Source organism: Streptomyces sp. NPDC045967 (assembly GCF_056430495.1).
The window spans coordinates 191,622-215,961 of record NZ_JBWKLE010000002.1 but is presented as its reverse complement, the minus strand read 5'-3'; the positions used below and the strand labels follow the sequence as shown (position 1 = coordinate 215,961).

Genomic DNA, 24,340 nt, shown 5'->3' with positions numbered 1-24,340 from the left:
GGCGGCGGGCCGGGGGGCGCCTCACGGCGAGACCAGCCGTTCGGCGATGGCGCCGACCGTCCGGCCGCGGAAGACCACCTGCGGCGGGACGCGGGTGCCGGTCTGCTGGGAGAGCCGCATGGCGACCCGTACGGCGGCCAGCGAGTTGCCGCCGACCCGGAAGAAGTCGCTGTCCGGGCCGAGGTCCCCGGCCAGGCTCAGCACGGCCCGGACGGCGTCGGCGACCAGCCGCTCGTCCGGCGTCAGGGCGTCGGCCGGAGCGGTCTCGGGGCGCTCGGCCGGGGCGGGCAGGGCCTTCCGGTCGACCTTGCCGTTGGGGTTCAGGGGCAGGGCGGCCAGCACGTCGAGCGTCGCGGGGACCATGTGCTCGGGCAGGCGCCCGGCCAGGTGGTCCAGCAGCGCGTCCGGATCGGGCGCCGGCGCACCGGCCGCGGCGGTGACGTAGGCGGCGAGCCGGCGGTCGCCCCGGGCGGGCTCGTGGACGGTGACGGCGGCCTCCCCCACCGACGGGTGGCGGGTGAGCGCGTCCTCGATCTCCCCGGGCTCGACCCGGAACCCGCGGACCTTCACCTGGTCGTCGACCCGGCCGGTGATCTCCAGTACGCCCTCCGGCGTGCGGTGCCCGAGGTCTCCGGTGCGGTAGAGCCGCTCCCCCGGCGGGCCGAACGGGGAGGCGACGAACCGCTCGGCGGTCAGGCCGGGCCGGCCGAGGTAGCCGAGGGCCAGTCCGCCGCCGGCCGCGTACAGCTCGCCGGTGGCGCCGTCCGGGACGGGACGCAGGCTCTCGTCGAGGACGTGGACCCGCTTGCCGTGCACCGGGTGGCCGATCGGAATGGAGGCGCCCGCGGCGTCGTCCCGGGTGGCCCGGTGGCAGGTGGTCAGGCCCAGGCTCTCCACGGGACCGTAGCCGTTGGCGACGACGAGCTGCGGGTACTGGTCGAGTGCTTTGCCGACATGGGTGACGGAGGCCCGCTCTCCGGCGGTGAAGGCCACCCCGAGGTCGTCGTAGGTCTCCGGGAGCTCCTCCAGCAGGAAGTTGAACAGGCTGGCGGAGAGCTGGAGCTGGGTCACGCCGTGCCGGCGCGTGAGTTCGCGGATGCTCTGCGGATCGGGCCGCTGACCGGGCTGGAGGACGCACACCCCGCCGTGGGCCAGCGCGCCGTACAGCTCCAGGGCGAAGGCGTCCCAGGACACCGGGGAGCACTGGAGCCAGACCTCGTCGGGGCCGAAGCGGGCGTAGTCCTGGCCGAGGTAGGTCGTGGTGAGGGCGCGGTGCGGGACGGCCACGCCCTTGGGGCGGCCGGTGGAGCCGGAGGTGAACATCACGCAGGCGAGATCGCCGCCGGTGACCGGTGGGCCCGGGTCGTGGCCGGGGCGGGCCGCCACGGCGGCGGCCTCGGCGTCCAGGTCGAGGTGGCGCTCGACGGGGAAGGGCGGGCTCGCACGGCGGTGGGTGACCAGCAGGACGGCGCCGCTGTCGGCGACCGCGCCCGCCAGCCGCTCGGCCGGGAAGTCCGGGTCGAGCAGCGTGTAGGCGGCGCCCGACTTGAGAGCGGCGAGCAGGGCCGCCACCAGGTCCGGTCCGCGCTCGACCAGGACGGCGACGGTGTCGCCGCGGCCGATACCGAGTCCGGCGAGGTGGTGGGCGAGACGGTTGGCCCGCTCGTTCAGGGTGCCGTAGTCGAGCCGGTCGTCCCCGCAGACCAGAGCGAGCGCGCGCGGATCCCGGGCGGCCCGGTCCTCGAACAGGGCGTGCACGGGCGTCTCGACGGCGGCGGCGAGCGTGCCGAGCCATGCCTCGCACAGCTCGGCCATGGTGGCGGGGTCGAAGAGGTCGGAGTCGTACTCGAAGCGGCCGGTGAAGTCGGTGCCGCGGTCGTCGACGGAGATCGACAGGTCGAAGCGGGAGACCGGGTTGGAGTGCAGCTCGCGCGTCACCTCGGTGCCGCCGATGGTCAACGGGCGCGAGTCCAGCGGGTGCAGTTCCAGCAGGACCTGGCAGAGCGGATTGCGGTCCTCGGTGCGGTCGTCCGGGCGCTCCTCCATGACGGCGCTCGCGATGGCGTCGAACGGCGCCTCCTGGTGGCGGTAGCCGTCGATCGCCACCTCCCGGACGTGCCGGACCAGGTCCCGGAAGTCCATGTCGTCGTCGAGCCGGACGCGCAGCGGCAGCAGGTTGACGAAGTAGCCGATCAGCGCGTCGAGTTCGGCGCGGCCGCGGACGCTCACCGGGGAACCGATCACCAGGTCCCGCCGGCCGGTCCGCCGTCGCAGGGTCAGCGCGAGCCCGGCGAGCAGCACCATGAAGGGGGTCGCGTCCTCGCTGCGGGCCAGCGCCCGGACGGCCTCGGCGACCGGTCGGGGCATCGAGAACCGGTGGAACGCGCCGCGGAACGCCTGCAGTTCGGGGCGGGGCCGGTCGGTGGGCAGCGGGGACTCGGTGGGCGCGTCGCGCAGGTGCTCGCGCCAGTGGTCGAGCTGCCGGTGGGCCGCGCCGTCCCGGCGCTGCCAGGCGCTGTAGTCGGCGTACTGGACCGGGAGTTCGGCGAGAACGGCGGGCCGCCCGGCGGCCAGTGCCTCGTACAGGGCGGTCAGTTCGGTCTCCAGGACGGGCAGCGACCCCTCGTCCCAGACGATGTGGTGGCAGGTCAGCAGCAGCGTGGAGGTCCCGCCGGTGCGGTAGAGGTGGGCGCGGACCAGCGGGCCGGCCTCCAGGTCGAAGGGCACCAGCGCGGCCTGGGCGATCAGCTCGTCCAGGGCGTCGGCGGTGGTCTCCACGACGGTGAACGGCAGTTCCACGCGGGCGTGCACCACCTGCCGGGGGCCCTCCTCGCGCAGCTCGAAGGTGGTGCGCAGCGCTTCGTGGCGCTCGACCACGCCGCCCAGCGCCCGCCGCAGCAGCTCCGGGTCCACCGGACCGGCGAACCGGAACACCCACGGCACGACGTAGGTCGGCGCACCCGGGTTCCACTGGTCGAGGAACCACAGCCCGCGCTGGAATTCCGCGAGCGGTGCCTCACGGGCGCCGGTCCGGGTCAGCGCGGGGCGCTCGCCGGCGTCCGAGGAGGCGGTGACCGCGGCGGCGAACTCGGCGAGGGTGGGTGCGTCGAAGATGGTGTAGGGGGAGATCATCCCGAACACGTCGAAGACCCGCCCGACGACGCGTACGGCGGTGAGCGAGTCCCCGCCCAGGTGGAAGAAGTTGTCGTCGGCGGCGACCTCGGACACCCCGAGCACATCGGCCCAGACGGCGGCGATCAGCTGCTCGGCGGGGGTGCGCGGCGGGCGCCGGCCGGCGCCCGCCGGTGCGGGGGCGACCTGGGGCTCGGGGAGCGCCGACCGGTCCACCTTGCCGCCGGCGGTCAGCGGGAAGGCGTCCAGCAGGGTCACGGTCGCCGGGACCATGTGCTCGGGGAGCCGCTCGGCCAGGTGGGCGCGGAGCTCCGCGGCATCGGGGGCGGTCCCGGTCGCATAGGCGGCGAGCCGGCCCTCGTGGGCCACCACGACCGCTCCCGCGACGTCGGGGTGGCCGGCCAGGACCAGCTCGATCTCGCCGGGCTCGACCCGGAACCCGCGGATCTTCACCTGGTGGTCGGTGCGGCCGACGAACTCCAGCGGGGCGTGCGCACCGGCCCGCCGGACCACGTCTCCGGTGCGGTACATCCGGGCGCCCGGCTCCGTTGCGAAGGGGTCCGCGACGAACCGGCCGGCCGTCAGGCCCGGGCGGCCGTGGTAGCCGGAGGCCAGCAGCGGGCCCCCGAGGTACAGCTCGCCCGGCGCGCCGGGGGCCACCGGCCGCAGCCGGTCGTCCAGCACGTACGCGCGGCGCTCTCCGAGCGGGCGGCCGATCGGGACCGTGCCGCCGTCCCTCCCGTCGGGGTCGGGCAGCGCGTGGACGGTGGCGGTGACGACGGTCTCGGTCGGCCCGTAGGCGTTCAGCAGCGGCACGCCCGTGGCGGCGCACCAGCCGGCGGCGGCGTCCGGGTGGAGCCGGTCGCTGCCGGAGATCATCAGACGCAGCGTGCGCGGCGCCCGGCCGTCCCCGCGCAGTGCCGCCACCACTTCCTGGAAGTACCCGGCGGCGAGGTTCGCCACGGTGACGCCCTCGGTGTCCAGCAGGTCCAAGAGGGCCGCGGGCGCGAGGAGTCGCTCCTCGGGGATGAGGAGGCAGGCGCCGGCCGAGAGGGCGGTGAGCACCTGCTCGACGGCCACGTCCACGGTCGGGCGGGCGAAGTGCAGGACCACGTCGTGCTCGGTGAGGCCGAAGCGGTCCACGGCGGCGGCCAGATGGCCGGCCAGCGCCGCGAGCGGGACGTGCACGCCCTTGGGGCGGCCGGTGGTACCGGAGGTGTAGATGAGGTAGCCCGCGGTGGATGCGCGGCGCCGGTCCGGCCCCGGCCCCGGCCCTGGTTCCGGTGCGGCGACGCGTGCGGCTGCACGGCCGTCGGCCCCGACGAGCGCGCCCCCGGTGTAGGCGAGCGTGGCGCCGGCGTCCTCACGGATCCAGTGGTTGCGCTCATCGGGCGCCTCCCGGTCCAGCGGCAGGTAGGTGGCGCCGGCCCGAAGGGCCGCGAGCAGGCCGACGACGTGGTCGATCCGGTCCCGGCCGGTGACGGCCACCGTGCGGCCGGGGGCGATCCGGTCGGCGAGGGCGCCGCTCAGCTCGTCCAGCTCGCGGTAGCTGACGGTCCGGGAACCGAGGCGCAGGGCCGGCCGGTCCGGGAACCGGTGTGCGACGGATAGGAAAGGGAGATCTCGATATTCCATCATCCAACCCCGATGAGTTAACGACGCTGCGGGCAGTGGTCCCGACGATAGGGCGGCACGAAGGGAGCGATCGGCAGAATGCACGGAAGACCACGGGCAGTTTCAACTGCCGGTTGACCTGCGACTTTGATCGAAAAACGAACAGCCCGCCGCGACGCACAGGGGCGCCGGGGCGGGCTACGGACGTTACTTCTCCAATGACTCCGCGTTACTCCGCTCCGGGAATTCCGGGGAAATGCGGGGACCACATGTCGTCCCGGTCCAGCGCGGCCGGCGCGTATTTCCCCAGCGCGCTGATCAGGAGTCGGATCTCGAGTGCGAGGCACTCGGTGAACCGGATCAGCCCGGCCCGCGGGTCCTCGGCCGTCGCGAGCAGCGCCGCCCGCCCCAGACCCACGGCGCGGGCGCCGAGCGCGAGGCTCTTCACCGCCCGGCCGCCTTCCCAGATCCGTCCGGAGACCAGCAGGCACGGCGGGGGCCCGGCGATCGCCAGTCGGCGCAGGCACTCGGCCAGCGGCAGGCCGACCTGCGCCGGGAATGCCTCGGGCGCCCAGCCCGTGCCTCCTTCGGCACCGTCCACGGTGACGGCGTCCGCTCCCGCCTCGGCGGCCACGCGGGCGGCCTCGGCCACGTCCCGGCCGGGGTGCAGCTTCACCCAGACCCGGGCCCGCGGGAAGTTGTTGCGCATGAGCCGGATCTGCTGGCGCAGGATCTCCGCCGTGAAGGTGCCGGGGGTGCTGGAGCGCAGGACCCGGCCGTCGCCGAAGACCGCTTCCAGCCCGTACCGGTGGCCGAGCCGCGCGGCTTCCTCGGCGTCCAGCACGGTCATCCCGCCGAGGCCCGGTTTGGCCCCCTGCCCCACCTTCAACTCGAAGGCCAGCCGCCCTGATTCGAGCAGGGGCAGTGCGGCCGGGTCGCTGTAGACGAGGTTCCACACCTCGGCGTCCGCGTCCTCGGTCGACTGCTGGACGGCGACGCCGCCCCGGCCGTCCGGCAGTTCCCCGGCGTAGGCGCGCAGGCGGCCGAGAAGGGCCCGGTCCGCCGCCTCGCCGAGCCGGCCGTAGCCGTTGACCGGGACGACGTTCTCACCGATCACCATGGGCAGGCCCAGCGCACCGGCCTGTCTGCTGAGTGCCAGGCCGAGGTCGCCGCCGGCCGCCCGGGTGGAGCCGAGCGCGGACACGTACACCGGCAGGGAGGACGTGAAGCCCCCCAGCTCCGTGACCAGTTCGACATCGCGGTAATCAGGCTCCCGACCGAGGTCGATCAGGCGGGCGAGCCGCTCGGGCATGAAGACCGGTGGGACGATCCGCAGGGCGTCGAGCGGATCCGCCTCGACGCCCGGGTACCGCTCGCCCCGGTGCTCCGCGCCGAACAGGACCCTGCCGTAGTCGCCGGGAGGCGGGAAGGCCGCCGCCGCCCCGCCCTGGGCGCGCCGGCGGACCTCCTCCTCGGGGAAGCCGGGCGCCGCCAGGTCGCTCACGGCGACACCACTCCCGCCACCTTCGGGAAGGCCGCGGCCTGCCAGACCGCGTCCAGCCCGGCCACGTAGCGGGTGAGCCGCTCGACGCCGATGCCGAAGCCGGCGCTGCCCGGCACGCCCTCGCGGACCAGGTCCAGGTACCAGCGGTACTTCTGCGGGTTCTCGCCCGTCTCCCGGATGCGGGTGACGATCTCCGCGTAGTCGTTGGTGCGCTGACTGCCGCTGCACAGCTCGCCGTACCCCTCGGCCGCGATGAGGTCGAAGTTCCGGAGCAGGCCCGGCTGTTCGGGGTCCTCCCGGTCGTAGAAGCCGCGCGATCCCTTGGGGTAGTCGGTGACGAAGAAGGGCCGGTCGCGCTGGGCGGAGAGACGCGCCTCGCCCTCCCAGTCGAGTTCCGCGTCGGCGCTCTGCGGGTGGCCGAGCCCCTGGAGCTCGGCGACCGCCTCGGCGTGGCGCATCCGGCCGAAGGAGCCCTTGAGCAGCTCGGTGAACGCATCGACGTCCCTGCCGAGTGCGGCGAACTCCTTGGGCAGCTCACCGACCGTGCTGTCGACCATGTGCACCACCAGCTCTTCGACCAATTGGACGGCGTCGTCCCGGGTCGCACCCGCGATCTCGACGTCGAGCTGGTGGAACTCGGCCAGGTGGCGGCGGGTACCGGCGGTCTCCAGCGGCTCCAGCCGGACGTTGGGGGCGATGCAGAAGATCTTGTCGAAGGCCAGCAGCGATGCCTGCTTGTAGAGGATGGCGCTCGTCATCAACTTGTAGCGGTGCCCGTAGAAGTCGACATCGACCTGCTTGGAGCCGCGCGAACCGGGGTCGGTGACCGGTCCGATGATCGGCGGGAGCAGTTCGATGAAGCCCTTCCCGCGCAGGAACTCGCGGGCTGCGCAGAGGAGCTGGTGCTGGATCCGGAGCGCGCTGCGCGTGGTCCCGTCGGTCAGGTGGCGACCGGGGGCCGGGATCGCATCGCCGGCCGTGAGCCCGTCAGTGGTCATGGTGGAGTCCCAACTCTTGTCGTGGCGGGGGCGTCGTGCGGGGAGGCAGTGACGTACGGGGCACGGCGGGGGCGGCGCCGACGGCCGACCGCGCCTCGGCGCGGGCGTCGTAGGTCCGCTGGACCTGGGAGAGCGCCGAGATCAGCCCGGCCGACCCGAGGATCGGCGGGCTCGGGCCGTCCTCCGCCAGACCGGCGATGGGCATCGACCCGACGCTCGACCAGCGCAGCCTGCCGTCGGGGGCCAGCGAAGTGCGGGACCGGCCGGCGTTGTCGGGGTGCAGGCAGTAGGGAAGGTCCAGGTAGCCGGCGGCGAAGGCCCGCACCAGCGCCCGGCCGATGTCGGCGTCCAGCTCCAGCACGGCACCGATCAGCGCCCGCGCCTCCGCCTCGATACCGGTGTCCTGGATGCCGGGGCTGCCGTAACCGGGCTGTCGGCAACCGGGGTTCCGGCTGCCGGCGCTGTGGATGTCGGCGTTCCGGACGCCTGACTCCTGCGGGAGCGCGACCGCGCCGAGGGCGTGCCGTCGGCCGGCCCGCTCGTCCGCCGCCGCCGCGGCTGCCGTCTCCAGGGCCCGGATGTTCTCGCCCACGGTCGGGATCCGGTGGGCCTCGGCGGTGGTCTTGACGATCAGCCGGGCCGCCCCGGCCCGCACCGCCAGCCGCGCCGCGTCCTCCAGCAGCATCCGCGCCCCGCCGGGCGAGCGGGGGAAGACGCCCATGTAGGCGTAGAGGACGAGGTGGTGGTCGACGTCCGGCAGCAGCTCGTCGGCCAGCCGCCCAAGCACGGTGAGCGCCTCGTCGTCCTGGCGCGGATCGGCCTGCTGGGCGTAGCTGAGCGAGATGGACGACAGCCCCTGCTGCCGGAAGAACAGTGCCTCCAGCACACTGACCGCGATCAGCAGGCTCGGCGGGCAGAGCTGGCCCATCAGGCAGCCGCCGAACGTCTCCAGGTGCGGCTCGGCGCCGAACTCCGTGGCCGACAGCAGCAGTTCGCAGCTTCGCTGCCAGCTGGCGACGGCCTCGCGCAGCGGTGTCCGGCTGTACGGCAGGCAGTACGAGACCGGACCGCCCTCGGTGGCGTCCAGACCGAGCGCCAGCAGCGCGCGGACGATGTGGTCCGGCGTCGCCGAACCGTGCCGGACCTGCACCGGGAAGTGCGCGCCCGCCACCCCGCGCAGTACCGCGCGGGTGGTGTCCGCGGAGTGCGCGGCGATCGGGTAGCCGTTCAGGCCGACCCCCTCGGCGAGCGCGCGCCTGGCCGAGGCGAAGTCGCCGGTGCGGGTGTAGCTGTCGAGCGTGATGGTGCCGACGGTGACGGCGTCGGCGTCCCGCGTGGCGATCAGGCCGTCGCGCATCCGCAGCGGATCGGCCATGCCCATCCTGGGCTGGACCACCAGATCACCCCTCACCCGGGCGCGGGCGACGAAGGCGCCGAAGCCGGACGACGGCGCGGGAGGCGCGGCCGGCCGGGCGGTGACGGCCTCGCCCGCCCCGCCGGAGGCGGTCACAGCAGCACCCCGGACCCGGCGGGCAACGGTGCGGGTCCGGCCGGCAGCGCCCGGGGGCCGCTCGGCAGCGAGCCGATGAAGGACTGGAAGTCCAGCACCGAGCCGCCCTCCTCGAAGACACCGTCGAAGCCCGCCGTCAGCAACGCCTGCTGCCGGGTCGGGGTGCCGGAGCCGGCTATCCCGAGCTTCCCGCCGATGACCGTCGGTGTGCGGGCCAGCTCGGGGCAGGCGCGCAGCGCCGTGATCACCCGCAGCCCGTCGTGGAACCCGTGCCCGTTGACGCTGCTCAGGACGACCAGGTCCGGCTTGATCCGGCGGCACTCGGCGACGAGCAGCTCGTCCGGTACGCACGCGCCCAGGTTGGTGACCCGGTGACCGAGCTCCTCCAGCAACAGCTGGAGGAAGACCAGGTTCCAGGTGTGTGAGTCCGAGGCCATGGTCGTCACGACGACGTCCAGACCGGTCGGCTCGTCCTTTCCGTGCTGCTCCACGGCATGCTGCTCCACGGCGCGAACCCTCTGTGTCGGTAGGTGGTGGCGGGACCCGGTGGGTGCCGGGCCTGCGGCGTTCCTTGTGTGCGGATGCCCTTGTGTGCGGCGCCCCTGTGTCCGGGTGTCCTTGTGTCCGGGTGTCCTTGTGTCCGGGTGCGTCCGGACCGTGGACAGAACGCTAGGGAGCTTCGGGGCACCGGACCGGCAGGTCACCCGGCAGGAACCGGGCAGTATCGGACCGGCGCGCCCCGGGCGGCGCCTTCGGGCGGGGCGGCACCTTCGGACGGGTTCAGCTCGCGGCCGCGAGCTCCGGGTACGCGCCGGCCCCGCACAGGCGCCGGCAGAGGTTCAGCACGGTGAACCGGACACCGTCGCGGGAGGGGACGCTGCGGATCAGCCCGCTCGCCAGCAGTTCGTGCACCGAGGCCAGGCACTCCTGCGGCGGGCGCCCGCTCAGCTCGACGGCGTCTTCGCCCGACCAGTCCCCCGGTCTCGCCGCGAGCCGCTCCAGCAGGTCCCGCTGGCCCAGCGTCAGCCGCTCCAGCGCGGCCCCCAGCGCAGCACCCACGTCCGCCCCGCCGCCGAACCCGGCCGGCGGCGGCGCCAGATGGAACGGCCCGTCCGCCAGCCGCGCCACCAGCTGGCGGGGGGACAGCACCGTCGACCAGCCGGCCACGAGTTCCAGCGCCCCGGGCAGGCCGTCCAGCTGGCGGCAGAGCGCGGCGACGGCGGGCGCCTCCTCGGGCCCGAGGCGGTAGCCGGGGCGCAGCCGGCGCAGGTGCGAGAGCAGCAGCCGGACGGCGCCCACCTCGGCCAGTGCCACCGGATCGTGGTCGAGTTCCGGCCCGGGGATGGGCAGCGGGGCGAGCGGGATCACCTGACCGCCCGGCAGGGGCTGCGGGACCCGCGCGGTGATCAGCACCCGCAGGCCGGGGCAGCGCTGGAACAGTTCGTCCAGCAGGGCCGTGTCCACGCCGGCGTCGGCGCCGTCCAGGACCAGCAGCGTGGGCCGCTCCCCGATCGCCCGGGCGAGGTCCGCACGGCGCTCGGGCCCGGCGGCCGGCGGCCGGCCGCAGTCGATCCAGCGCACCGACCACCGGGAGGCGAGGTGGAGCCGGCGCGCTACTTCCAGGACCAGCCGGGTCTTGCCGGCCCCGCCCAGGCCGGCCACCGTGACCAGCCGGTCGCCGTGCACGGCGAGGGCGTCGGTCAGCACCTCCGCCTCCAGCTCCCGGCCGACGATGGCGCCCCGGGCGACCGGGGGCGCGGTCGGCTCCTCGCCCGGCTCCTCGACCAGCGTCTGCCGGCGCGCCGCCGCTTCGAAGTCGGCGCGGCCGCGCCCCTCCAGCCGCAGCGCGTCGGCCAGCAACCGGACGGTCTCCTGCCGGGGCCGCTGCACCCGCCCGCTCTCCATGTCCCGGATCGCGCGGACGCTGAGGGTCGCGTGATCGGCGAGCACCTGCTGGGTCAGCCCGATCCGTTCGCGCCGGATCCTGAGCAGCTCTCCGAAGCCCGTCGTCGACTGCAGCACCTGAAGACCGTGCATGCCCGTCCACCTTCCGTGGGTTGGCCAAGTACCGGGGACCGGGGGGTCCGGGCGGCCGTACGGGACGCCGAGTACGGCGGCGACCGGTGGTGACCGTCGAGCCGTGTTCCCCTTGGCGCCGATGGTCCACGGCACGGCTCTACGGCCGATCAACAGCCGATCACCACACGTTCACGCTCTCTCCACACGGCCCGCCGACCGTCGGGGCCGGCGGCGGGGGGCGGGCACCGTCGGCCGGTGCCCCGCGCCCGCGCTCCCCACCCCGACCCTCGCCCGGTCCCCGGCCCTCACCCGGCCCCGGAACGCACGAAAGGCCGCCCTCCCACGAATGAGAGAACGACCTCCGACCTGCGTTTCCGCATGGTCGGGACGACAGGATTTGAACCTGCGACCCCTTGACCCCCAGTCAAGTGCGCTACCAAGCTGCGCCACGTCCCGATGCGCGCTGACCTGGGGTTTCCCCTGGATGAACGCGCAGGAGAACAATACCGCACTTCGCGGGGTGGTCGCGCGCACCTTTTCCCCGTTCCGGTCGGCCACGGCTGCTCCTTGACCTCGACCGGGCTTGAGGTTGCACGATCCCCTCATGACGCAGGCAACCGCGGACATCGACTTCCGCTACGAGGACCTGGGCCGGCTGATCGGCCTCATGACCGGCGCCGAGAAGCACGGGCCCGCCGCCACCTCCACGCTCGACGTGCTGTGGGTGCTCTACGACCGGGTGCTGCGGGTCGCCCCCGGAACCGCCGAGGACCCCGGGCGGGACCGGTTCCTGCTGTCCAAGGGGCACGGGCCGATGGCGTACTACGCCGTCCTCGCCGCGAAGGGGTTCTTCCCCGTCGGCTGGCTGCCCGGATTCGGGTCGTACGACTCGCCCCTCGGGCACCACCCGGACCGGACCCTGATCCCCGGCGTCGAGATCGGCAGCGGCTCGCTCGGACACGGGCTGCCGCTCGCCGTGGGCACCGCGCTCGGGCTGCGTGCGCAGGGGCTGACGGATCCGGCGGTGTGGGTGCTGATCGGGGACGCCGAGCTGGACGAGGGCAGCAACCACGAGGCGCTCGCGTACGCGGGCTCCGCCGGGCTGGAGCGGCTGCACACCGTCGTGATCGACAACGACTCGGCCACGCACGGCTGGCCCGGCGGGATCGCTGCCCGCTTCGAGGCCGCCGGCTGGTCCGCGGCCACCGTGGACGGCCGGGACCACGAGGCGCTGCTGGCCGCCTTCACCGCGCCGCACCCCGGACGCCCCCACGTGGTGGTCGCCCGGGTCGAGAAGAAGCAGTAGACGAGAAGAAGACGCAGACGAGGCAGTAGGGGAGCCGAGACGTACATGGACACCATGCGGGAACGATTCATCTCCGTCACCTCACACCTGCTCGACGAGGATCCGCGGCTGGCCCTGGTGCTCGCCGAGATCACCATGGACGGGTTCCTCCCCGCCCAGCGGCGCCACCCGGACCGGGTGGTCAACGTCGGGATCCGGGAGCAGCTGCTGGTCGGCGTGGGCGGCGGCCTCGCCCTCACGGGCCTGCGGCCGGTGGTGCACACCTTCGCCAGCTTTCTCGTGGAGCGGCCGTTCGAGCAGGTCAAGCTGGACTTCGGGCACCAGGGCACCGGCGGTGTGCTGGTCAGCGCGAGTGCCAGCTACGACTGGCCGGCCGGCGGGTACACGCACATGGCGCCGGGCGACGTGGCCCTCCTGGACACCCTCGACGGCTGGACCGTGCACGTGCCGGGGCACCCCGACGAGGCGGAGGAACTGCTGCGGCACGCCTACGCCGCCGGCGACGACAAGGTCTACGTCCGGCTCTCGCAGCAGTCCAACGCCGCGCCGCGGCCGGTGGCGGGCCTGCGCTTCCAGACCGTACGGGAGGGACGCGCGGGCGTGGTCCTCGCCGTCGGGCCGCTGCTCGACAACGTGCTCGCGGCGACCGAGGACCTGGACCTGACCGTGCTGTACGCCCCGACCGTGCGCCCGTTCGACGGCGCGGCGCTGCGCCGCGCCGTCCGGAGCGCGGGCACCGCGGACGTCGTCCTCGTCGAGCCCTACCTCGCCGGAACCTCCACGGCGGCCGCGAACGACGCCCTGGAAGACGCGCCGCACCGAGTGCTGGGCCTCGGCGTGGGCCGCGCCGAGCTGCGCCGCTACGGCACGATCGACGAACACACCGCGGCGCACGGCCTGGACCCGCGCTCGCTCCGCGACCGCCTCACCGGCTTCCTGCGCCCGGCCTGACCGGCGATCGGCCCCCGGGCCCGCGGGCGATCGGTCCGCCGCCCGCGGCAACCGGCCTCAGGGCTACGCCGTCCGGCGCCGGTCCTCCCGGGCGCGCAGGAGCTCCACCAGCTCCGCCGCCAGCGACTTCACCGCGGCGAGGCCCTCCGTGCCCCAGCGGCGCGGCACCACGTCCACCGCGCACACCGTGCCCAGGACGAACCCGCGCCGGTCCGTCAGCGGCGCGCCCGCGTACGAGCGCACCCCGCTCCCGTCCACCACCGCGTTGCCCGCGAAGCGCGCGAAGTCCCGTACGTCCTCCAGCACCAGCGCTCGGCGCCGTACCACCACGTGCGGGCAGTAGCCGTGGTCGCGGGCCAGCACCCGCGCCGGGTAGTCGCTCGGCGGCGCGTCGGGGGCGTGGTGCAGCCCGGCGAAGAACTGCCGTTCCTCGCCGATGAAGTTGACACCCGTGTAGGGCGCGGCCAGCACCTCGGCGACGCGCCGGGCGAAGGCGTCCAGTTCGCTGTCCACCCGCTCGCCCAGGCCCAGCTCCCGCAGCCGGACGGCCCGTGCGGGCGCCTCCCGGTCCACGGGCGTGAGCAGCAGGTGTCCGGTCGATTCGTAGTACGTCATGACGGTTCCCCCGACTCCGGAGACGAAGAGCTGGCCGCGGCCGCGGCGGCCTCGGGAGCCGCCGTGCACAGGAGGTGGCGGACGAGGGCGGCCAAGGTCCCCGTCCCGGAACTGGTCAGGCGCGCGTCGCACCGTACGACGGGCACCTGGGGCCCGAGTCCCACCGCTTCGCGGACTTCTTCGGGCGTGTAGGTGTGACTGCCGTCGAACTCGTTGACGGCGACGACGAATCCGATCCCGCGCCGCTCGAAGAAGTCCACGGCGGGAAAGCAGTCGGCGAGGCGGCGGGTGTCGGCGAGCACCACCGCCCCGAGCGCGCCGGCGCACAGCTCCTCCCACAGGAACCAGAAGCGGTGCTGCCCGGGCGTGCCGAAGAGGTAGAGGACGTGCCCCTGGTCGAGCGTGATGCGGCCGAAGTCGAGCGCGACGGTCGTCGTGGCCTTGGCCTCGACCCCGCCCAGCGGGTCCGTGCTCTCGCCGATGCCGCTGATCAGCTCCTCCGTGCTCAGCGGCTCGATCTCGCTCACCGCGCCCACGAACGTGGTCTTGCCCGCCCCGAACCCGCCCGCGACCAGGATCTTCAGCGTCGCGGGAGCGGGCCGGGCGGAGGTGTCACAGGCGTCTGTGGAGGCCATCGAGCACCGCCCGCAGCAGGGAACGGTCATCGGCGGCGAACGACCCGCCGCCCGGGAACCGCGGCGCCCGGGCCGTCACGGCGCCGTGTTCCACCAGGTCGGACAGGAGCACCTTCACCACCACCGCGGGCAGCCGCAGCTGGCCCGCGACCTCGGCGACCGTGACCGCGGCGGCGCCCGCGCACAGCCGGAGGGCGAGGAGGTGCTCCGCCCCCAGCGGTACGCGCGGCCGCACTCCGGTCGCGCTCACCAGCGAGAGCAGGTCGAGCGCGACACCCGGCCGGGTCCGGCCGCCGCTGGCGGTGTACGGGCGCATCACCCGGCCCGCCGAGTCGTCGAGCCAGGGGGTGTCCCGGCCCTTGGGGTGGGCGCCCGGGGCGCGGGCCCTCACCGCTCTCCGTCGGCGACGGGCCGCCGGGGCGGAGCCGCCAGGTACGGCCGCACGCTCTTGACCAGCATGGCCATTTCGTAGCCGAGCACCCCGGCGTCGGCCTCGCGGTCGGCGAGGACCGCCAGACAGGTGCCGGAACCCGCGGCCGAGACGAAGACGAGCGCGGTGTCGAGCTCCACGACGACCTGGCGGACCCCGGCTCCGTCGGCGAACCGGGAGCCGGCGCTGCGCCCCAGCGAGTACAGCCCGGACGCGAGCGCCGCCATGTGGTCGGCGCTGTCCGGGTCGAGGCCGTGGACGCAGGTCACGAGCCCGTCGGCGGTGAGCAGCACCGCGCTGCGCGTGTAGGGCACGCGTTGCACCAGGCCGCTGAGCAGCCAGTCGAGATCCGAGAGCCGGGTGCCGGTCTGCGTCGCCACTTCGCCGCCCATGGGGGTGCGCTCCTTGCCGGGGTGGGGGGTGGGGGTCATGCCTGGTTCTCCGACTGCGCGAGGCCGAATCCGCGCTGGAAGGCGGCCATCAGGCCGGGGTCGTGCACGGGCGGCTCGGGGTCCGGGGGCCGCCGCGGCGCGGGCGCCTCGCGCAGCTGCGGCGCGAGGTGCTGCTGGGCGCGCCGCCGGGGCAGGGCGGGCCGGTGCTGCGCCGCCGCGGGCCCGGGCCCGGGCGGTAGGCCGGTCCTGGCCGCGGGCACGGCCACCACACCGGACGCGTGCTGGGATGCGGACTCGCACGCGGACTCTGACTCGGACTCCTCCCAGGTCTCGGGCGGCGCGGGGACGGGCTGGGATCCGCCCCCCGGCCCCTCCCCGGTCCCGGCGGGGACCGCCGGGTCCACCGGCTCGTCCCACGTCTCGGGCGCGGCCGGCACGGGCCGGTCCTCACCCCCGGTCCGGGGTGCGGGCACGGCTCCGTTCGCGGGCCGCGGCCAGGACGCCGCGACGGTCCCGGTCCCCGGTCCGGGCGGAGCGCCGTCCCCGGGTCCCGCCGGTACGCCGGCCGGTACGCCTCCGGCGCGCTCCGGGCGCGGGCGGGGCATCCGTACGGGTTCCAGCGGGGGCGGGGGCGGCAGCGGCGAGGACTCACCCGTCCCCCAGGAGGTGGCGCGGGAGCCGCCGGCATCGGCGGCGCCCGGGGCCTGCGCGCCGAGCAGTTCCTGCGGCAGGACCAGGACGGCGAGCACCCCGCCGTAGATGTTGGACTTGAGCTCCACGGCGATCCCGTGCCTGCGGGCCAGCGAGGAGACGACGAACAGCCCGATCCGCCCGTCGGCGAGGAGGCTGCGGACGCTGATCTGGTCGGGGTCGCGCAGCAGCGTGTTCATCCGGTGCTGCTCCTCGGGCGGCATGCCGAGCCCGCGGTCCTCGACCTCGACGGCGATCCCGGCGGTGACCCGTTCGGCGCGGAGCACCACGTCGGTGTCGGGTGCCGAGAACACCGTGGCGTTCTCGACCAGTTCGGCCAGCAGGTGCACCACGTCGGCGACGGCGTGCCCGCGCACGCTGCCGCCCGCCGGGGGGACCACCTTGACCCGGGTGTACTGCTCGACCTCCGCGACCGAGGAGCGCAGTACCTCGCTGAGGTCGATGGGCCGGGTCCACTGGCGCCGGGAGGCGGCCCCGCCGAGCACCGCGAGGTTCTCCGCGTGGCGGCGGATCCGGGTGGCGAGGTGGTCGACGTGGAACAGCTCCCTGAGCAGGTCCGGGTCCTCGACCGTGTCCTCCAGGTCGTCCAGCAGCGAGATCTCGCGGTGGACGAGGGACTGCAGGCGGCGTGCGAGGTTGACGAAGACCTCGACCTTCCGCTCGCTGTCGGACGGCGCGGCCGGTCCGGCCAGCCGGACGAGGGTCGCGTGGGCCTGTTCGCGGGCACCGCGCAGCTCCTGGGCGAGCAGCCAGAACTCGTCCACTCCCGCGGGATCGGCTCCGGCCGGGGCGCCGGTGGGGCCGCCGCGCACCGGGCGGCCCGGGGCCTCGCCGCGCTCCAGCCGGTCGGCGGCTGCGCGCAGCTCCTGGCGGCCGCGCACGCTGGAGCGCCGCAGCGCCTCGCACCGGTCCCGTACGGCCTTGTCGGCGCGCTGGGCGCCGAGCAGGGCCGCGGCGAGGGCTCCGACGCCGAGCAGCGCGCAGCCCGTGAGCACCGGCCAGAGCCGGGCATCCCGGTCTCCTGCTCCCCCGCCGAGCTGGAGGGTGAACAGGACCGCGGCGGCGCCGCTGAGCGCGGCGGCGAGCGTGGGCAGGACGGCGGCGCGGACCAGCTGGGGGCGTATCTGCCGGCCCGGACCGGTGACGGCGTGTCTCGACGGGGCGTGGCGGGCGGCGCGGGGTCCGGACATCGGCGTCCTCGGTACGTGGGGCCCGGTCCCCAGCGTTCCCGGGGTCCGGTGTTGATCACCGGATACCCACGCTAGACCGCACCGTCCCGCCCGGGACCGCCAGTTGGGGAAGTTCCCCGGGGTGCTTCCCGCTCCCGGTGGAGCGCTCGCACATCCGCCCGAATCCCCGGGGGCGCCTTTCGGCGCGGCGGGGACGGCCGGACGCCGCCCGGCCCCGCGGCGGGGCCGGGCGGCGTCCGGCCGTCAGGAACCCACGGTCTCGGACTCCTCGCGGATGACGCCCGTGGCCCGGCCCGCGGTGAGCGCGGCGACGGATGCCTCGGACGCGGCATGGCCGCCGGCCACGAAGGGCCGCCACCACGGCTCCGCGGGGGCGTCCGCCGCGCCGGGCTCGAAGGGCTGCCCCGGGATCGGCAGGGCGAGCGCGGTTCCGGCCCCCCGCGCCGCGGCGAGGCTCCCCTCACCCGGCTCGTCCCACGGGTGGGGGGCCAGGTTGAAGGTGCCCCAGTGGATCGGCAGCATCGTGCCGTGCGGGGTGCCGCCCTGGAGGTCGAGGTGGGCGCGCATGCCCTCCTCGGGCGTCATGTGGATGTCGGGCCAGTAGGCGGAGTAGGCGCCGATCTGGATCATCGTCGCGTCGAAGGGCCCGTGCGCGGCGCCGATCTCCGCGAAGCCGGGGAAGTAACCGGTGTCCCCGCTGTGGTAGATCCGGTGCTCGTCACCGGCGACCACCCAGGAGGCCCACAGGGTGTGCTGCTGGTTGCGCAGTCCGCGTCCGCAGAAGTGCCGGGCGGGGGTCGCCGTGAGCGAGAGCCCGGCGACGTCGGTGCTCTCGTTCCAGTCCAGTTCGCGCAGCCGGTCGGCCGGCACGCCCCAGCGTTCGAGGTGCGCGCCGACGCCCAGCGGGACGGCGAAGACGGTGTCGGTACCGGCCAGCTGCTTGATCGTCGGCAGGTCGAGGTGGTCGTAGTGGTCGTGCGAGATCACCACGACGTCGACCGCACCCAGCGAGGCCAGCGGTACGGGCACCGGGTGCAGCCGCCTGGGCCCGGCGAAGGGGAAGGGCGAGCACCGCTCGCCCCACACCGGGTCGAACAGCACGCGCCGCCCGTCGATCTCGGCGAGCACGCTGGAGTGTCCCATCCAGGTGAGCCGCAGTCCGCTCGCGGGCGGCTTCGCCAGCTCCGCGAGGGTCGTCGGGTAGACGGGGATCGGGGCGCCGGGGCTGCGGCGGAGCCGCTGCTCCCGGTGGAAGTAGATCTTGGCGAACTCCGCCATCGACCCCGAGGGCCTGGTCCGGGCCCCGACCGGGTTCTGGAAGACGCCGTCGGCGAAGTTCGGCGAACGGTGGATCCGCTCCAGCCGGGCGCCGGAGGGGTCCGCGCCGAAGGCTTCGGGTCGCAGGGCACGCAGCCGCGGACGCAGGGGACGCGGGGGTCGGGAGCCGGTCAAGGCGCCTCCTGGGGAAAGGGGGTCAGGGCGGTCGTCGGTCTACGACCATCCCAACGCACACATACCCCGAAGGATTCCGCTTACGGCCGCCTGCCCGGTCCAGGACCTTCCCCTGCGGCCCGCGCGCCCCGGTCCGCGACCTTCCCCCTGCGGCTCGCGCGCCCCCGTCCGCGGCCTCCCCCTGCGTCCCGCGCCCGGGACCTACAGGGGCAGCAGATCCGGCCGCTTCGCCGCGACGTGGTCGCCGGAGGACTCGCCGCGCAGCCGGCGCCCGATCCAGGGCACCAGGTGCTCGCGCGCCCACTGGATGTTGTCCCGGGTGACGTCCACCGAGCCGCGGGGACGCTGCGGCGGCCACGGCTGGTCCGGGTCGGCGGGCACCTCGAGACCGAGCACCTGCGCGGCCCGCAGCGCCACCCGCGTGTGCCCCTCGGGCGACAGGTGCAGCCGGTCGGCGTCCCAGGCGCGCCGGTCCTGGACGGACCTCAGCGACCAGAGGTCGAGCACCGGGCAGTCGTACCGGTCGGCGATGGCGCGCACGTGTGCGCTGTACGTCGCCACCTTGCCCCTGATGTGCCTGAGGACCGGAACGCCCCGGGTGTCGAAGCCGGTGGTGATCATGACCAGGCCGACGGCCCCGGTGAGGTCGGCGACGGCGGCCTCGAACCGCTCCGCCACGTCGTCGGGGTCGCTGCCGGGCCGGATGATGTCGTTGCCGCCGGCGCAGAAGGTGACCAGGTCCGGTGCGAGCCGCTTGGCCCGCGGCACCTGCTCGGCCACGATCTGGTCCAGGAGCCGGCCGCGCACCGCCAGGTTCGCGTACCGGAAGTCGTGTTCGTCCCGCCGGTCGGCCAGGAGCACGGCGAGCCGGTCCGCCCAGCCGAGAGGGGAACCCCCGGGTCCCGGGTCCCCCACGCCCTCGGTGAAGCTGTCCCCGATCGCCGCGTACGAGCCGATGGTCTTGAGTGTCGTCGTCGTCGCTGCCACGGGACGACATCCTTCACCCGCGCACACGACCTACGCCAACGTAAGCAGGGGTTGACGGACCGTGATCTGCGCCACGCCCCGTCCGGGGAATAGGCGCGCACCGGGCCGGGACCCCCCTCGGGCCCCGGCCCGGTGCGTGTTCGTGCCCGGCGGCGGCTGCCGTCAGAGGGTGACGCCCTTCGAGCGGAGGTAGCCCACCGGATCGATGTCGGAGCCGTAGGACTGCCCGGTGCGGATCTCGAAATGCAGGTGCGGACCGGTGGAGTTGCCGGTGGAGCCGGCGAGCCCGACGCGCTGGCCGGCCGTGACGCTCTGGCCCACCGAGACGGACAGCGCGGAGAGGTGGCCGTACTGGGAGTACTTGCCGTCGGCGTGCCGGATGATGACCTCGTTGCCGTACGACCCGGCCCAGCCGGCCGACACCACGGTGCCCGCGCCGACGGCCTTGACGGTGGTGCCGGAACTCGCGATGAAGTCGACGCCCGTGTGGTAGCCCGAGGACCACATCGCACCCGAGGCGCGGTAGGGGGTGGAGATCCCGCCGCTCACCGGGGACACGAACCCGGCGGCGGTCGGGGCCTTGGCCGCGGTGGAGGAACCACTGCTCTGCGCCTTCTGCTGCGGGCGCGGGGCCGGGACGGGCGCGGCCTTGGCGGAGGAGCCCTCGGCGGCGGACCGGGCGCCGGTCGAGGACCGCTGGGCGGGCGCCGGAGCCGGAGCCGCTTCGGCGGCCTTCGCACCGAGGGTCAGCTTCAGGCCCGGGTGGATCAGGGACGGGTCGGCGCCGACGGCCTCGCGGTTGTCGGCGTAGAGCTTCTCCCAGCCGCCGGAGAGCCGGCGCTCGGCGGCGATCTTGGAGAGGTAGTCGCCGGGCACGACGGTGTAGACGGTCGGCGCGGCCTCCGCTGCGGCGGGGGCGGCCTGGAGCGCGACGGGGAGCTGCGGGGCGACGGCGGGGGCCGAGGCGGGCGCGGCTGCGGCGGGGGCGGCCGCGGCAGGGGCCGCGTGGGCCGTGGCGGCGCCCATCAGGGGCAGCGCGAGCGCTGCGCCACCGGTGCCGGCGGCGGCGAGGCCGCGGGGAAGGGAAAGGGACTTGGGACGGCGGTGCTTACCCTGTGCGGGCATGGCGAATTCCTCTCCGTCGCCGGCGAGGTGAGCTGTCGGGTTCGGACTGGAGATGTCCGGCCGTACGCGAACGGATCGCGCACGACTTCACCCCTAGCCGTTCCGGAGGGAAGATCCGGGACGGCGGCTTACCTGGTTCCCCCGCTCCTGCCGCGCGCGTGAATAGACGGGTGCGGTTTCCGGGAGGCGGCAGGATTAGGCGGTCCACCCGGATCGATCGCGAAGGTAATCGAGTTCGGGCACACGGAACAAGCCATGTATTCCCCAAGGGAATCGGCGGGACGGGGGATCGGCGGAATTCCCGTCACCCTCCGTTTGTTCCGCACCGTCAACAACCCTTCCGGCCGGGCCATTCGACTTTCGCGATCAGGCACGCACGGTCACCGTATGATCTGGCTCACGGGGCGAGGCCCGATCTCGCCGTCGCGTGCGGCAAGTTGGAGCCAATCAGCTCAATACGGACAAGCTGTCCCACGATGAAGCGGAGGAGTTCCTTTGACCCAGCAGATACAGGAGCCGGAGCTGTCGGGAGTGCGCAATTTCCGCGACGTGGGCGGATTGCCGACTTCGAACGGACGCCAGGTCAGGCCAGGGCAATTGTTCCGAAGCGGACATCTTGCACATGCCACCGAAACCGATGCGGAGTTCCTCGCATCGCTCGGACTCCACACCATCTTCGACTTCCGCAACGACGCCGACCACGCCCTGGAGGGGCCGGACATCGCGCTGCCCGGCGTACGGAACGTCAACATCCCGCTCACGGACCCGGCGGACGGCCGGGAGTTCTGGACGATGGTCCGCGAGGGAGCCCTCGAGGAGTTGCGCTCGGCCCTCGGCGACGGCAAGGGCGCGGCCCGGATGGCGCAGTCGTACCGCACGATCATCCTGCAGCGCACGGCCGAGCACAGCCGCGTGGTGCACGCCCTCGCGGAGGACAGCGTCCCCGCCCTGCTGCACTGCGCGGCCGGGAAGGACCGGGCGGGCCTGTCGGTCGCCGTCGTGCTGCTGGCGCTGGGCGTCGAGCGCGAGGCGATCATCGCGGACTACCTCGAGTCGAACGCCCCGCACCGCCGCTACCGGGTGCGCCGCGGCGACGGGGCGCAGGAGACCCGCGCCCCCGAGGTGATGGAACTCCTCGCCCCGCTCTTCGACGCCCGCGCCGAATACCTCACCACGGCCTTCGACACCATCGAGGAGCGGTGGGGCGGAAACGCGGCCTACCTCGCACAGGGCCTCGGGCTCACACCCGAGACCCTCGGCCGACTGCGGGAACGGCTGCTGGTCTGAGCCCGTGGGCGTCCGCCCCTGCCGGAGCGGGCCGTCACCGGTTGCCGACGGCCTGCTTCACCAGGGTCCTGCCGAACTCCCACATCAGCCCCGACCCGCCGTGCGCCTCGTCCATGACCGCCCGGAAGGCGCCGACGAACCGGTCCACGTCGGTCTCGTCCACGATCAGCGGCGGAATCAGCTTGATCACCTCCAGGTGGTCCCCGGACACCTGCGTGAGGATGCGGTGCTTCTGCAGCAGCGGCACCACGACCATCTGCGCGAAGAGCCCCTTGCGGGCCGCCTGGAGCATGCTCCACCGGCCGCGCAGCCCCAGCGAGGACGGCCGGCCGAACTCGATGCCGATCATCAGCCCGCGCCCGCGCACCTCGTGCAGCAGCTCGTACTCCTCCACCAGGGCCGCGAGCCGGCCGCGGAGCAGATCGCCCATGGCCCGGGCGTTCGCGACGACCTCCTCGTCGTCCATGACCGACAGCACCGCCAGTCCAGCCGCCATCGCCTGCGCGTTGGAGCCGAAACTGGCGGAGTGCACGAGGACCCGGTCCATGGAGGAGTAGACCTTCTTGAAGATCCAGTCCCTGCCCAGTGTCGCGCCGACCGGCACGTAGCCGCCCGAGAGCGCCTTGGCCACGCACACCAGGTCGGGCTCCACGCCCGGTTCGTGCTGGTACGCATAGAAGTCACCGGTCCGTCCGAGGCCGGTCTGCACCTCGTCGGCGATCAGCAGCGCCTTGTGGTGGCGCAGCAGCTCCTGCGCGGCGGGCAGGTATCCGGGCGGGGCGGCGAGCACGCCCTTGCCCTGGATCGGCTCCACGATCAGGGCGGCCACGTCCCCCTTGCGCAGCTCCCGCTCCAGGGCACCCAGGTCCCCCAGGGCGATCTTCGTATCGGGCAGCAGGGGGGCGAACCCGTCGCGGAAGCCGCCCTCCCCGTTGACCGAGAGGGCACCCGTCGTCAGGCCGTGGAAGGCGTGGTCGCAGTAGAGGACCCTGGGCCGGCCCGTGGCGTACCGGGCGAACTTCAGGGCCGTCTCCACCGCCTCGGTGCCGCTGTTGCCGAAGAAGACCCGGTCGAGGTGGGGGCTGTACGAGAGCAGCTTCTCCGCCAGCAGCCCCGGCAGTGGCTGGCAGTCGAAGCGGGTGAGGTCGGCGAGCTGGGCGTCGAGGACGTCGTGCAGGGCGCGGCGGACCACCGGGTGGTGCCGCCCCAGGCCCATCACCCCGAACCCGGCCAGCATGTCGAGGTAGTCGTTGCCCTCGGCGTCCCAGAAGTGGGCGCCCTCGGCGCGCTCGTAGACCTTGTCGAAGCCGATGGTGTGCAGCATCCGCGGCAGCTGGTGGTTGAGGTGCCGGGCGTGCAGCTCGTACCGCTCGCCCCCGCGCTCGGCCAGCAGGGCCCCGAGGTCGAACCCCCCGGCCCGGCCGCCCCCCTCCGGTGGAACGGCGGTCATGACGAGGCGCCCCGGTTGCCGCCGATCGTCTCGCGGGCCGCCCGCAGGGACTCCTTGAGGGATCCCATGGTGGCGAGGACGGCGGTGGGCTCGTATCCGCAGTGCGCCATGCAGTTCGCGCAGCGCGGGTCCTTGCCCCGGCCGTACTTGCTCCAGTCGGTTTCGTCGATCAATTCCCGGTAGGTGGGCACATAGCCGTCGCTCATCAGGTAACAGGGTCGCTGCCAGCCGAAGAGGGAGTAATTGGGAATGGCCCAGGCCGTGCAGGGGAAATCGGCCTTTCCTTCCAGGAAGTCCAGGAAGAGCGGCGAGTGATTGAGCCGCCAGCGCCTGCGGTTGCCGCCCGCGAACGCCTTCCTGAACAGTTCGCGGGTCTGCTCGACACCCAGGAAGTGCTCCTGGTCGGGTGCCTTTTCATAGGCGTACGCGGGCGAGATCATCATCTCGTCCACCTGGAGCTCGTCGTTGAGGTAGTTGAGCACCTCGATGATCGTCTGCGGGGTGTCGGTGTTGAAGAAGGTGGAGTTGGTGGTCACCCGGAACCCGCGCTTCTTCGCCTCCTTGATGGCCGCGACCGCCTCGTCGAAGACGCCTTCCTTGGCCACGGACTCGTCGTGCCGCTCGCGCAGCCCGTCGATGTGCACGGCGAAGGCGAAGTACGGGGAAGGGGTGAACTTGTCCATCTTCTTGCGCATGAGCAGCGCGTTCGTGCAGAGGAACACGTACTTCCGCTTGGCTGTCAACTGGCGGACGATCTCGTGGATCTGCGGGTGCATCAAGGGCTCACCGCCCGCGATGGACACCATGGGCGCACCGGACTCCAGTACGGCGCCGACCGCCTGGGCGACCGGCATCCGCTGCTTGAGCACCCCGGCCGGGTGCTGGATCTTCCCGCACCCCTCACAGGCCAGGTTGCAGGCGTACAGCGGTTCCAGTTCGACGATCAGCGGGAACTTCTCCCGCTTGCGGAGCTTCTGTTCGAGCAGATAGGTCCCGACCCTGACGGTCTGGCGCAGCGGCATGGCCATCTGG

The 24,340-nt window shown here is 73.9% G+C and carries 19 protein-coding genes, 1 tRNA gene and 1 riboswitch; of the genes, 3 read left to right on the top strand and 17 right to left on the bottom strand.

Translation table 11 applies throughout. The annotated features are described in order from the left end of the window. Positions 1-21 precede the first annotated feature (21 nt). The 7 genes from AC07FY_RS04835 to AC07FY_RS04805 all read right to left on the bottom strand — a co-directional run bounded on the left by AC07FY_RS04835 (position 22) and on the right by AC07FY_RS04805 (position 11,233). Positions 22-4,767 (bottom strand): amino acid adenylation domain-containing protein, encoded by a 4,746-nt coding sequence (locus tag AC07FY_RS04835; RefSeq protein ID WP_479001554.1) that lies wholly within the window; start codon positions 4,765-4,767, stop codon positions 22-24. 208 nt (positions 4,768-4,975) lie between these two features. Beyond that, complete coding sequence (locus tag AC07FY_RS04830) at positions 4,976-6,250, bottom strand: glutamate synthase-related protein (protein WP_479000427.1); 1,275 nt, start codon at positions 6,248-6,250, stop codon at positions 4,976-4,978. Then, the gene (locus AC07FY_RS04825) at positions 6,247-7,248 is read right to left on the bottom strand and encodes an asparagine synthetase A (protein ID WP_479000424.1); all 1,002 of its coding nucleotides are present in this window, start codon (positions 7,246-7,248) and stop codon (positions 6,247-6,249) included. The genes AC07FY_RS04830 and AC07FY_RS04825 overlap by 4 nt, the downstream gene beginning before the upstream one ends. Next, positions 7,238-8,758 carry a methylaspartate mutase gene (locus AC07FY_RS04820; RefSeq protein WP_479000422.1) on the bottom strand — a complete coding sequence of 507 codons (1,521 nt, stop codon included), beginning with the start codon at positions 8,756-8,758 and terminating at the stop codon, positions 7,238-7,240. The genes AC07FY_RS04825 and AC07FY_RS04820 overlap by 11 nt, the downstream gene beginning before the upstream one ends. Further along, complete coding sequence (locus tag AC07FY_RS04815) at positions 8,755-9,249, bottom strand: cobalamin B12-binding domain-containing protein (RefSeq protein ID WP_479000419.1); 495 nt, start codon at positions 9,247-9,249, stop codon at positions 8,755-8,757. The genes AC07FY_RS04820 and AC07FY_RS04815 overlap by 4 nt, the downstream gene beginning before the upstream one ends. Before the next feature lie 289 nt (positions 9,250-9,538). Beyond that, positions 9,539-10,795 (bottom strand): P-loop NTPase, encoded by a 1,257-nt coding sequence (locus AC07FY_RS04810; protein WP_479000416.1) that lies wholly within the window; start codon positions 10,793-10,795, stop codon positions 9,539-9,541. A 361-nt stretch (positions 10,796-11,156) separates the two neighbouring features. After that, positions 11,157-11,233 (bottom strand) — tRNA-Pro (locus AC07FY_RS04805). Between the two features lie 148 nt (positions 11,234-11,381). Here AC07FY_RS04805 and AC07FY_RS04800 point away from each other — a divergent pair. After that, positions 11,382-12,083, top strand: coding sequence for a transketolase (locus AC07FY_RS04800; protein ID WP_479000414.1), 702 nt, complete (start codon positions 11,382-11,384; stop codon positions 12,081-12,083). Positions 12,084-12,128: 45 nt separating this feature from the next. Next, the gene (locus tag AC07FY_RS04795; RefSeq protein WP_479000411.1) at positions 12,129-13,034 is read left to right on the top strand and encodes a transketolase family protein; all 906 of its coding nucleotides are present in this window, start codon (positions 12,129-12,131) and stop codon (positions 13,032-13,034) included. Between the two features lie 63 nt (positions 13,035-13,097). Here the strand turns inward: AC07FY_RS04795 and AC07FY_RS04790 are convergent, their stop codons facing one another. From AC07FY_RS04790 to AC07FY_RS04755, 8 genes are all read right to left on the bottom strand, one after another. Continuing rightward, complete coding sequence (locus AC07FY_RS04790) at positions 13,098-13,649, bottom strand: GAF domain-containing protein (protein WP_479000408.1); 552 nt, start codon at positions 13,647-13,649, stop codon at positions 13,098-13,100. After that, positions 13,646-14,284, bottom strand: a complete 639-nt coding sequence (locus AC07FY_RS04785; protein ID WP_479000405.1) for a GTP-binding protein — start codon at positions 14,282-14,284, stop codon at positions 13,646-13,648. The genes AC07FY_RS04790 and AC07FY_RS04785 overlap by 4 nt, the downstream gene beginning before the upstream one ends. Then, on the bottom strand, positions 14,262-14,600 hold the full coding sequence (locus AC07FY_RS04780) for a DUF742 domain-containing protein (RefSeq protein ID WP_479001551.1): 339 nt from the start codon (positions 14,598-14,600) through the stop codon (positions 14,262-14,264). Before AC07FY_RS04780 ends, AC07FY_RS04785 begins: the two co-directional genes overlap by 23 nt. Before the next feature lie 71 nt (positions 14,601-14,671). After that, positions 14,672-15,106, bottom strand: coding sequence for a roadblock/LC7 domain-containing protein (locus AC07FY_RS04775; RefSeq protein WP_479001548.1), 435 nt, complete (start codon positions 15,104-15,106; stop codon positions 14,672-14,674). A gap of 35 nt (positions 15,107-15,141) precedes the next feature. Further along, positions 15,142-17,007 (bottom strand): sensor histidine kinase, encoded by a 1,866-nt coding sequence (locus AC07FY_RS04770; RefSeq protein ID WP_479000402.1) that lies wholly within the window; start codon positions 17,005-17,007, stop codon positions 15,142-15,144. 243 nt (positions 17,008-17,250) lie between these two features. Next, on the bottom strand, positions 17,251-18,459 hold the full coding sequence (locus tag AC07FY_RS04765; RefSeq protein ID WP_479000399.1) for an MBL fold metallo-hydrolase: 1,209 nt from the start codon (positions 18,457-18,459) through the stop codon (positions 17,251-17,253). Positions 18,460-18,660: 201 nt separating this feature from the next. Beyond that, positions 18,661-19,446: an SGNH/GDSL hydrolase family protein gene (locus AC07FY_RS04760; RefSeq protein ID WP_479000396.1), complete on the bottom strand. Its 786-nt coding sequence runs from the start codon at positions 19,444-19,446 to the stop codon at positions 18,661-18,663. A gap of 162 nt (positions 19,447-19,608) precedes the next feature. Then, on the bottom strand, positions 19,609-20,571 hold the full coding sequence (locus AC07FY_RS04755; RefSeq protein ID WP_479000393.1) for a LysM peptidoglycan-binding domain-containing M23 family metallopeptidase: 963 nt from the start codon (positions 20,569-20,571) through the stop codon (positions 19,609-19,611). A 2-nt stretch (positions 20,572-20,573) separates the two neighbouring features. Next, a riboswitch (cyclic di-AMP (ydaO/yuaA leader) is annotated at positions 20,574-20,750 on the bottom strand. A 316-nt stretch (positions 20,751-21,066) separates the two neighbouring features. On the opposite strand from AC07FY_RS04755, the gene AC07FY_RS04750 reads away from it, so the two are divergent. Further along, positions 21,067-21,858: a tyrosine-protein phosphatase gene (locus tag AC07FY_RS04750; RefSeq protein ID WP_479000390.1), complete on the top strand. Its 792-nt coding sequence runs from the start codon at positions 21,067-21,069 to the stop codon at positions 21,856-21,858. Positions 21,859-21,892: 34 nt separating this feature from the next. Here the strand turns inward: AC07FY_RS04750 and AC07FY_RS04745 are convergent, their stop codons facing one another. Together AC07FY_RS04745 and hpnH are read right to left on the bottom strand one after the other, a co-directional pair. After that, positions 21,893-23,308: an aspartate aminotransferase family protein gene (locus tag AC07FY_RS04745; RefSeq protein WP_479000387.1), complete on the bottom strand. Its 1,416-nt coding sequence runs from the start codon at positions 23,306-23,308 to the stop codon at positions 21,893-21,895. Further along, a complete protein-coding gene (gene hpnH, locus AC07FY_RS04740) occupies positions 23,305-24,336 on the bottom strand; it encodes an adenosyl-hopene transferase HpnH (RefSeq protein WP_479000384.1) in 1,032 nt (343 codons plus the stop codon). Before hpnH ends, AC07FY_RS04745 begins: the two co-directional genes overlap by 4 nt. Positions 24,337-24,340: the final 4 nt, after the last annotated feature.